This window comes from Paraglaciecola sp., from assembly GCF_039942875.1.
In the GTDB taxonomy this organism is placed as follows: domain Bacteria; phylum Pseudomonadota; class Gammaproteobacteria; order Enterobacterales; family Alteromonadaceae; genus Paraglaciecola.
On the sequence record NZ_JBDVBQ010000043.1, the window covers coordinates 56511 to 66518 of the forward strand.

Genomic DNA, 10008 nt, shown 5'->3' on the forward strand with positions numbered 1-10008 from the left:
ACTATTGAGTTTGATTTGGTTTGTATCCATACCTACTCAAGCACATTTATTAAATATGACCCGTATAACCTTACAGCAAGGCCCAAATCAAAATATCACCATGACAGTGGTGATAGACCTCACCCGTGCAACGGGTGGTGGTGAAAACTACTTTCAGTTGGTCCAAAGTGCTAGCCCTATCCTGCAACAACCCATATTAGATATTGCGCAGCGAATTCAAACTGCAAGTCTCATAGCTATCAATGAGCAAGTACTGCAATTAAATTTAGTTTCAGTTAATTTACCTCAAAATATGCTGAAAGAAGATTTCACCTCTAGTTTGGCGTGGCCTATGTCAACTTTCGTATTTGATGCTGTCATTCCGTCTGACGCAAATCCAATAGAAACAGCCATAGTGAAAGCTACTTTTACCTCAAAGTTTGAATTTGAAGAGCCCATAGCCTTGAGTATTCAACAAGCCGCTCAAAAGCGTGGTTTAAATCGCTGGCTGGTAAGAAATCAGCAAAGCCCCTCTTTTGATCTTTATGCCCCAACAACATCTCTTGAAAAAAGTACTCCGAATGTTTGGGCCGAATACCTATGGCAAGGCATTATCCATATTTTACCCAAAGGTTGGGACCATGCCCTATTTGTATTAGGCTTATTTTTAGGCGCCCGTAGAATGCGAGACTTACTTTTATGGATAACCGGATTCACGGTAGGACATACGGTTACTCTTGGGTTAGCTGCTTATGGTGCCATAGAGGTTTCACCCGTAATTATTGAGCCCATTATAGCCCTATCGATCGCATGGATTGCTATCGAAAACATTTCGCAACCAGCAACAAGTAATATGCAAACATCCACCTGGTGGCGGTTAGGCGTGGTGGTGATTTTTGGTTTAATGCACGGTTTAGGGTTTGCCCTTGCGCTCAAAGAGTTAGGTTTTCCAGCTCAAGGGTTTATGAGTGCATTAATCAGCTTCAATATTGGGGTAGAATTGGCACAATTAACCATTATTGCCTTGGCATTTATGATTTTAAGGCGTTGGTATCAAAATAAACACTGGCGCGCGCGCGTAGTAGTTCCCGGTTCAGCAATCATTGCATGTATCGCAATTTCACTCATGGTGTTACATATATATTAAAATCGATTGTAATAATCACGATTAAAAAATTTGAGAAGTTTTTATACAGAAAAAAGGCCCTGAGCTTCAGAGCCTTTTTGAAATCAAGCGGACTAAATTGAATTGTTTATAAGGTTAATTACGAGCTCGTCGTCTGCGAGATAAGCCTAAACCAGCCAAGCCTAAACTTAGCAGCACAACACCAGTAGGCTCTGGTACTTCAACAGTTTCACAAGGTACACCTGGAGTAGGAACACAAACTAAGTCACCACCATCAACACTTAAAGTTGCTCTACCTAGAGTTACTAACCAACCTTCTTCTAATGTGTCAATGTCCATTCTCACTTGAAGACCAGCATTAACCTGAGCTTCTGCCCACGAATAACCAGAGAGGTCAAAGGTAGTAAAGTCCCAAATATCACCAGCCCCATCTAACTCGCCTAAAGACACCCAACTAGAACCATCAAAAACATCAATCATGTCTCTCTCACCAACGTACCCAACTGCATCATAATCCACATCAAATGCGGAAATATCTAGCACTATCGAAGAGAAATCTGATCCAGCTATACCATCATGTACCCAGCTCCAATCTTCAGAATAGTCTCTGTAATAGGGATAATCATATTTCGAATCATCATCAAAAACGAAGAACTCAGTTGCTGTATTGTTGATATATTCCTGAACATCTGTAATGGGGACGGCGCTTGAAGTACTTGTTACAAAAAGTGCGAGCGCACCCAAAATAGTTGAAGCTATCGACTGCTTTTTCATTTAAATATTCCTTTAATAAATTTATTAGGTTTGCCAAAAGCAACCATCTACAGCAAATTCCTTTTGGCCAATTTTCATACAGCAACTATTGAGCCATTTTAAAAAATTCCCTTAAATACAAAATCTTAATATTTCTTTAGCATTAGAATAAAACATAATGTTAAAAAAACTGACATTCTTATTTTTGAGTTTTTTTAACACGGCTCTCCTCAAAGAAAGTAGCACTAACAGCTGCTTTTCAGTCCAAATCAATGGTGAAAATACAGCAAAACTAGTTAAATCAACCCTAATCAGCCTGCTTCAGTAATGCAGAGCCACTACGGATATACTTAAAAGCCGCTATTAACACCGCAAAACTAGAAAAAATCAAAGCATAGCGCAAAGACTCAACCCCATACTCTGGTGCTAAATAATCACTAACCATACCAGTCACCATAGGCCCGCAACCTAGGCCCACTATATTTAGGATAAAAAATAAAATTGCGGAGGTCATTGCTCGCATAGAAGGCTTAACCAAATGGTGGGCAATGGCTATGGTTGGGCCAAGGTAAGAAGACATAAACACATTACTAATAAAGATACAGACTAATACCGTATTTAACGAATCTAGGTTTAATGCTAATAAAGAAAAAGGTAACGACAACAATACACCTATACCCGGCACCCATAGATACCAACGCATATCCTTCTTACCGAATTTATCAGCTAAGTAGCCCCCAGTAAGCGCGCCAATCATACCCGAAATCCCAATAATCAAACCTAAAGCCACTCCCACTTGAGAAACACTCATACCGTGACTACGGATTAAGAAAGATGGAATAAAAGTTAAAGTTGAGTAACCAGCAAATGAACAAAAGCCAGCAGCAAAAGAAGCATACCGAAATGCTTTAGATTTCCATAAATAGCTAAGGGTTTGTTTAAATGTATATTTTTCGCCGACTGATGGATCAGACACCATATCCGCGCCACCACGGGCTGGCTCTTTAAGGGTTAAACGTACAACTACAGCCATTAAGACTCCAGGTACCCCCACTGCGAAAAATGCCATACGCCAACCTAATTTGTCGCTTAACCAGCCACCTAATAAAAGGCCCACTAAGATCCCAATATACAAACCCATATTATAAATAGACATAGCAGTACCCCGCTCTTCAGGGGCATAGTAATCTGAAATAATAGAATGAGAGGGCGGACTAGCACCGGCTTCACCTACCCCTACGCCAATACGTGCCAGTAATAATTGAACATAGTTTTGGGCCAATCCAGATACAGCTGTCATGCCGCTCCACACTACCAAGGCTAAACTCACAATATTACGGCGATTACCCACATCAGCCCAACGGGCTATGGGTATACCCACGACAACGTAAAATAACGCAAAGGCGAACCCGGTTAATAAACCAAGCTGCGTATCAGACAAGCCAAGCTCAGCTTTGATAGGTTCTTGTAGAATGACCAGAATCTGTCGGTCAACAAAATTGAATACATAAACCAAGGTAAGAATAAACAGGACATAGCGTCGATAACTGCATGTTTCAGCATTCATAGAAGATTCCAAGTGATTATTTTTGTTTAGGAAGTTTCAGTATGCACACTAAATATTTACCCCTCAACCACAGCTAAGGGCGGCTAAACGGCAACTTTAAAGTTCCAACTCCGCCGCAGGCTTTTACACATAAGCAACTCAGAGATTACAAATAATTAACATTTGGTTTTATTTTAATTATGAATGAATGCTTATAGATTTTAATCAACATTCGTTGAAACAAGCGCTATTTGCATAGCTTGAAATGGATAAGGTAAATTTTACTAAGTTAGGCGTAGACTTTACACACAGAAGTAAAGTCGATATCAAAAGCACTTTACAAAAAATATATAAGCAATTGATTTATAAAGTTAAAATTTTATAAAAACATCTGGTTTAGGATTTGCTTTATAAAGTAAAACAATCACCTATCGGAAACTTATATGCAGAACAATAACCTAGTTTTTAATACGTCTATATTACACATTTTTTTAGCCAAACCCGTTCTATTGCTGACCATACTAGTGTTAAGTTTTCAGGTAGTCGCGGCACAACTACCCGACAAAAATAAACAAGCTGTGACTGTTGAATACATGACAGGCTCAAGTGACATGCACGGTATGCGCATAGCCTACAGACCAGACTACAACTATGACTTAGACCTTTACCTAATTGGTGATACTCGCCTATCTTGGGAAACAAGCCTTAACCTTTTTGATTTACACGGTAGTGCTAAAAACGAAGCCACTTATGGGTTTTCTGTATCGCCTGTGTTCTCAAAGGCCTTACCTAATATTTCTGATAACTACCCACTGACCTTTGAGTTTGGTATCGGCGTAGCTTATGTTCATGATGAAAAATTTGGTGGGGTTGATATTGGTAGCTACTACCAATTTGAAGATCGCTTAGGCTTACTAATTGGCCTAGACGAAAACCAAAATTCAGAAGTAGCCATACGTTACATTCATTATTCAAACGGTGGCCTCAATACCAAAAACCCTGGTTTAGACTTCTTAAGTGTGGGTTACATTTACCGCTTCTAAATCACCTAGTTTAAAAATATTGCAGGGCCAACCGAGCAGGCCCTCAATAAAACTCTAACCCCCTCTAACGTTATAAAGTAATTAAAAATCACTTCTATCACTTAAAGTCCCTTAAACTCTCTGTAACTCCATGGAATATCGCGGTACAGTGATAATATTTACTGCATAAGCGAGAACTTAATAATGTCTACCATGGGTTTGTACATTTACGATCACTGTCCTTATTGCGTTATGGCCCGTATGCCCTTTGGCATAAAAAACATTCCTGTTGAGTTAACAGTATTGCCTAGCGATGATGAAGCCACACCTATTTCTATGATTGGCATCAAAGCCTGCCCTATTTTAAAAAAATCAGACGGCAGCTTTATGCCTGAAAGCATGGATATAGTGGCTTATGCAGACCAGCTGGATGGCAACCCCATATTCACCCCATCAGCACAGCGAGAAGATCTACACGCTTGGCTAAAGCAGGTTAACTTGCTCTTTAAGCAACTACTCTATCCTAGATGGATCACATCACCAGTTGGTGAATTTCAAACCCAAAGCGCAATTGACTACTTCACTAAAAAGAAAGCCAAAGAGCTGGGTGATTTTTCTGAAGCACTAGCCAATAGCGATGCGCTCATTAAAGAATTAGAAACAAGACTCGAAGAGCTAGCCCCGCTGTTACACAGTGAAACCAGTGTGAATGAACAGCTTTCAATTGATGACATACAATTGTTTGGGCGCTTAAGGGGGATTACCTTAGTTAAAGGGCTCACAATCCCTGACAAAGTTCATGCTTATATTGAGCACTTCTCAAACGTTAGCGGAATTACTACTTTTTATCATGTGGCTCAGTAAACAAAAATCTACTTAAGATGCAGGCAAATCAACAATCATAGAGGGATACACTCCCCCTTTTTGTTACGCCCCAACAAAACCACATCGGTTAGCTGATTGAATACTTTTGCTTTTTTCAATGCACCGACTAGTAAAACATTTGATTTATCAAGCTATTAAGGAGATATTGCAAAAAAGCAAAAGGAACAAATTGTGAGTAATCAAGTATCTAAAAAGCCAACGCAGCCCCAGTTGAGTGATTACCAACACTTTATCAACATTGATACCCGCTGGATGGATAATGATGTCTATGGCCACGTAAACAATGTGGTGTATTACAGCTATTTCGATACTGCAATAAACCACTACTTAATTGAGCAGGGTAATTTAGACATCCATCAAGGTCCTACTATTGGGCTCATGGTAAGTTCACAATGCGCCTTTCACAGTAGCGTCGCATTCCCGGATAAACTAATAGCTGGCTTTGGTGTAAATAAAATTGGTAACTCATCGGTTGAATACAATATTGCTATTTTTAAAAAAGAACAAACAACAGCATCTGCAAGCGGCACCATGACTCATGTATTCGTAGACAGAGCCACAAATAAACCAGTACCCATATCTGGAGAGTTAAGAAAAGCCCTAAACACTGCATTGTTAGCTTAGCTATATACAGTAAAACCCATATTAGCCTTTTTAAATTTCAATATAATTGAGTTCTCTATTTACGGATCACGATTAAACAGGATGACTTTGAACCACACCATGAACAAATTTGCTCTGATTGTTTTAGCGATTCTAAGCTTGAACAGCTGTACCAATGAAATAACAGCGCCAAGTAAAAACTCCTGTTACATAGTGTATGACGCTGGTAGTAGTGGCACGCGCTTATATATTTACGAACAATCAGGCGCCGGCTTGTTATCCCATGAAGGTCCTAAGGTTAGCGCATTGGCAGATCCAATTCGCCATATTCACGGCAAAAGCCTAAGAGATCTCAACGCTATCACCAATGAAGTGGCATCTACCTTAGATTTAATTAAAGTAGATGGGCCATTAGAAGAGGGCAAACCCAAATGGTCAGGGTTTGATTGGAGCAAACAATGTGAAGCGCAATCAGTTAAAGTTTTTGCCACAGCGGGCATGCGTATTGCTGAACAAATCAGTCCAACTGACAGCCATACCCTGTGGCAAACATTAACAACTAAAATAGCAGCCAAAGTTGGCCCAAAGGTGAGCGTAGAAGCGAAAACCTTAAGCGGCTTTGAAGAAGGCCTGTTTGCTTGGCTAAGTGTTAAAGACCAATACCCCACCGGCCATTACGGCATAGTTGAAATGGGCGGAGCATCATCACAAATCACCTTTCCATGCCCACACTGCTCCCCTGAAAACGATGCCGTTAAAACCGTCACCGTCAATGGCAAACCAATACAAATATACAGCTATTCATATCTTGGTTTAGGTCAAAATGAAGCCCCACGTAGCCTACCCATCCCCTTTGTTGACCCGGTCCCAAAAAACTGTGCCTATGGTGCAGGAGCAAACAATCCTGATTGGACCATAGCAAGCTGTGCCGACCAAATACCAATAACTGCTGAAGGTTCAAAAACTGACATTAAAGCCCCTTACCATTACTCAAAAGCAGGGACTAAAGGCACCACAAATGCGCTACCCGCCACTCAGAAAAACATACCTAACTGGTTGTTAATGGGGGCTTTTAATTACGCCAAAGAAACTGACATTGATGATTTTTGTGTCAATAAACATGATGGTTATTACAATGCTGACATAGCTTGTTTTAGGCCCATCTATTTAGAAAAGTATTTGAAAATATTAGATATACAAGCCAACCAATCTAGCAAAGTAGATGTAAGTTGGACCCAAGGGGCAGCCATTTGCGAAGTCGAAAATTGCTTAGCTAATATTACCACCCCACCGGTATGCCGTTGGATGAAATCTGGATGCTTAGCTCACTGATAAAGATTAAAGGCTGCTAAGCAACTAGATATTAACTTGGTTCACCCTAACCATAGTACAGGTTTGCGGGCTAAGTAGACGGGGCCAAACACTAGTCGCGTCTGAGGCTACACTCCCATTTCAACGGCTTTTTTAGGTGTGAAACTACTTCCTATTGAAGCTACAATAACCAAACCAATTGCAACCCATTGCAACAAGGTTAGCTGCTCACTCAATATCACAAAACCCGCTAAAGCCCCTATGGCAGGCTCTAAGCTCATCAACACACTAAAAGCTTGCGTAGGCATATTTCTAAGGGCAATCATTTCTAAAGAATAAGGTAGCGCACTTGATAAAATCCCTACCAATAACCCAATAGATAACACCTCCCTACTTACCAGAGCCAAGCCATGACTAACGGCCCCAACAGGCACCAGCACAATAGCAGCCACTGTCATGCCAAGTGCCACTGTCATTCCACCAGATACCTGTTTACCAGATCGAGTGCCAAACAAAATATAACCCGCCCAGAAAGCCCCAGCCCCAAGAGCCATTAAAGCACCCGTTAGATCAAGCCCTTGTGTACTAGCTAAATCTGGTAGTAACAAAACGATCCCAGCGATGGCAAAAGCCACCCATAAAAGATCGCTTTTACGCTTAGAACTAAATAACGCCACCGCTAGTGGGCCTGTAAATTCAAGCGCCACCGCAATCCCTAACGGAATACGTTCAATAGCGAGGTAAAACAAAATATTCATTCCACCTAAACACAGGCCATAAATAATAACACTTTGCCATTCTCGCCCTTGAGGCATGGCCCGCCATGGCCTAAACACTACCCAAAGTACTGCAGCAGCAAAGCCTAAACGTAATGCCGTGGTGCCCTCTGGACCAACCAAAGGGAAAAGCTGTTTTGCTAGAGATGCGCCAGATTGAATTGCCACCATAGCGAATAAAACACTGCAAATGGCTGTCAGCATAACTCGATTAATTTGCATCTAGAATCCCCCCAAAAAACGGAATAACTGAATTGGCGGCATTCTACCTGAGGCAAGGTAAACTCTGCAGATATTATTGCTATAAACGGCAAAAAACCTAACATTACGGAAATAAACTAGACTGTCTTTTTAATTCACTTATCCTAGTTGCTAGCGCCCGTATTTATTCAAGCAAAAATGAAGACTTTACCACCAGTTATAATGCAGAAAATCTGAACTATGTTTAAAAAAAAGCAAGATGCAAAACCCAAAGAAATAACCTTCGAACGAGTCAAAGGCTATTACATGTGGTTGCTAGGAAAATATGGAGACTACACATCAAAAACCTTAATGCAAAAGGCCAACACATTATTTAAAGAGAACCCCTCATTTAATGAAGACGCCCTTAACTATCTTATCGAACAAGGCATAGTTGATGATCTGCGGTATGCAAAACGCTTGACCCAAAATTACTCAGAAAAGAACATTGGCCCCAACAAAATAAAACAAAAACTCTTTACCAAAGGCTTCACATCTCAAATCATCAACGAGTGCGTAGAATTGATAGAGAACACTGATGAGGACTATTTAGATAAAGCCCTCACCCTTAAAATCAAAAAATTTGGCGAACCCAAAATTGTCGATGACAAACTTAAACAAAAAGCATTGCGACATTTAATTGGGCAAGGGTTTTCATACTCTATTGCCAATAAAGCGATTAACTACTCAGGTAATGATGCCTAGAGGTATTCATTGTTTGCCACTAGATATGCCACTTTTTTATGCCTCATACTAAAACAACTCTACTGCAAGCATCATGACCCAAACATTCAAACTACGAGACTACCAAACTCAAGCAGTTGAGGCAGCCCTAGCGCACTTTCGACATGGCGATGATCCCGCTGTGATTGTACTGCCTACAGGCGCAGGTAAAAGTTTAGTGATTGCAGAATTAAGTCGACTGGCAAAAGGCCATGTGATTTGCCTTGCCCATGTAAAAGAATTAGTGGAACAAAATCACGCTAAGTTGCTCGCAACGGGCACCCCAGCCGGTATTTTTTCAGCCGGGCTAGGCCAAAAAACCAATACCGCCAAAACCACCTTTGCCAGTATTCAGTCGCTGTCTGCGAGCTTGGCATCTTTTCAAACCCCAGCCAGCCTAATTATTATTGATGAATGTCATCGAGTCGGCATGGACGATAGCACCCAATACCTTAAAACTCTTGCGCATTTTCGTCGTCTAAACCCCAATGTAAAAATTTTAGGTTTAACCGCCACCCCTTATCGCTTAGGCAGTGGCTGGATATATCAACACCATTACCACGGGTTTACACGGTCCGTTTCAAGTTCATTTTTTAAAAAGTGTATTTTTGAACTGCCCCTACAACATATGGTGAAAAAAGGGTATTTAACGCCGCCCATTCATTATGATGCAGCGATAGCCCATTATGATTTCAGTTTATTAACAGAAAGCTTAGACGGCGAACAAAACACCGATGATATCGCCTTAAACGAGCTGATTCACAAACATCCTCGGGTCACCCAAGCCGTGACCGAACAAATACTGCAGCTAAGCAAAGAGCGTCAAGGTGTCATGATTTTTGCCGCCACTATCGACCATGCCAAAGAAATTTGTGGTTATTTACCAGCAGAGCAAACGGCCTTAATAACCGGCACCACCAAAATCAAACAGCGGGACGAGCTAATCACCGCCTTTAAAGCCAAACAAATAAAGTACTTAGTGAATGTATCTGTTCTAACTACAGGTTTTGATGCGCCCCACGTAGATGTTATAGCTATTTTACG

Annotated in this window: 10 protein-coding genes; 7 read left to right on the plus strand and 3 right to left on the minus strand. The window is 40.9% G+C overall.

From position 1 onward, the window contains the following. The first annotated feature begins 4 nt into the window (after positions 1-4). The gene (locus ABJE44_RS14365) at positions 5-1126 is read left to right on the plus strand and encodes a HupE/UreJ family protein (protein WP_348110176.1); all 1122 of its coding nucleotides are present in this window, start codon (positions 5-7) and stop codon (positions 1124-1126) included. A gap of 114 nt (positions 1127-1240) precedes the next feature. On the opposite strand, the gene ABJE44_RS14370 is transcribed toward ABJE44_RS14365, so the two are convergent. Both ABJE44_RS14370 and ABJE44_RS14375 read right to left on the minus strand, forming a co-directional pair. Further along, a complete protein-coding gene (locus ABJE44_RS14370) occupies positions 1241-1879 on the minus strand; it encodes a PEP-CTERM sorting domain-containing protein (RefSeq protein WP_348110175.1) in 639 nt (212 codons plus the stop codon). Between the two features lie 286 nt (positions 1880-2165). Beyond that, positions 2166-3425, minus strand: coding sequence for an MFS transporter (locus ABJE44_RS14375; protein ID WP_348110174.1), 1260 nt, complete (start codon positions 3423-3425; stop codon positions 2166-2168). 422 nt (positions 3426-3847) lie between these two features. Between ABJE44_RS14375 and ABJE44_RS14380 the strand changes: the two genes are divergently transcribed. The 4 genes from ABJE44_RS14380 (at position 3848) to ABJE44_RS14395 (ending at position 7246) form a co-directional block, all read left to right on the plus strand. Continuing rightward, entirely contained in the window at positions 3848-4447 is a 600-nt protein-coding gene (locus ABJE44_RS14380) for an acyloxyacyl hydrolase (protein WP_348110173.1), read from the plus strand. 183 nt (positions 4448-4630) lie between these two features. Further along, positions 4631-5290 carry a glutaredoxin 2 gene (grxB, locus tag ABJE44_RS14385; RefSeq protein WP_348110172.1) on the plus strand — a complete coding sequence of 220 codons (660 nt, stop codon included), beginning with the start codon at positions 4631-4633 and terminating at the stop codon, positions 5288-5290. 192 nt (positions 5291-5482) lie between these two features. Continuing rightward, positions 5483-5935, plus strand: coding sequence for a thioesterase family protein (locus tag ABJE44_RS14390; protein ID WP_348110171.1), 453 nt, complete (start codon positions 5483-5485; stop codon positions 5933-5935). Between the two features lie 99 nt (positions 5936-6034). Next, entirely contained in the window at positions 6035-7246 is a 1212-nt protein-coding gene (locus ABJE44_RS14395; RefSeq protein WP_348110170.1) for a nucleoside phosphatase, read from the plus strand. 107 nt (positions 7247-7353) lie between these two features. Here the strand turns inward: ABJE44_RS14395 and ABJE44_RS14400 are convergent, their stop codons facing one another. Continuing rightward, complete coding sequence (locus ABJE44_RS14400; protein ID WP_348110169.1) at positions 7354-8223, minus strand: DMT family transporter; 870 nt, start codon at positions 8221-8223, stop codon at positions 7354-7356. 219 nt (positions 8224-8442) lie between these two features. On the opposite strand from ABJE44_RS14400, the gene ABJE44_RS14405 reads away from it, so the two are divergent. Then, positions 8443-8946: a regulatory protein RecX gene (locus ABJE44_RS14405; protein ID WP_348110168.1), complete on the plus strand. Its 504-nt coding sequence runs from the start codon at positions 8443-8445 to the stop codon at positions 8944-8946. Positions 8947-9019: 73 nt separating this feature from the next. Continuing rightward, on the plus strand, positions 9020-10008 hold a 989-nt coding region (locus ABJE44_RS14410; RefSeq protein ID WP_348120811.1), incomplete at its 3' end, for a DEAD/DEAH box helicase.

Bases quoted from the DNA above. Each gene is read 5' to 3' on its own strand.
- ABJE44_RS14405 (WP_348110168.1), top strand. From the start codon at position 8,443: ATGTTTAAAAAAAAGCAAGATGCAAAACCCAAAGAAATAACCTTCGAA.
- ABJE44_RS14400 (WP_348110169.1), bottom strand. From the start codon at position 8,223: ATGCAAATTAATCGAGTTATGCTGACAGCCATTTGCAGTGTTTTATTC.
- ABJE44_RS14370 (WP_348110175.1), bottom strand. From the start codon at position 1,879: ATGAAAAAGCAGTCGATAGCTTCAACTATTTTGGGTGCGCTCGCACTT.
- ABJE44_RS14380 (WP_348110173.1), top strand. From the start codon at position 3,848: ATGCAGAACAATAACCTAGTTTTTAATACGTCTATATTACACATTTTT.
- ABJE44_RS14395 (WP_348110170.1), top strand. From the start codon at position 6,035: ATGAACAAATTTGCTCTGATTGTTTTAGCGATTCTAAGCTTGAACAGC.
- grxB (WP_348110172.1), top strand. From the start codon at position 4,631: ATGTCTACCATGGGTTTGTACATTTACGATCACTGTCCTTATTGCGTT.
- ABJE44_RS14375 (WP_348110174.1), bottom strand. From the start codon at position 3,425: ATGAATGCTGAAACATGCAGTTATCGACGCTATGTCCTGTTTATTCTT.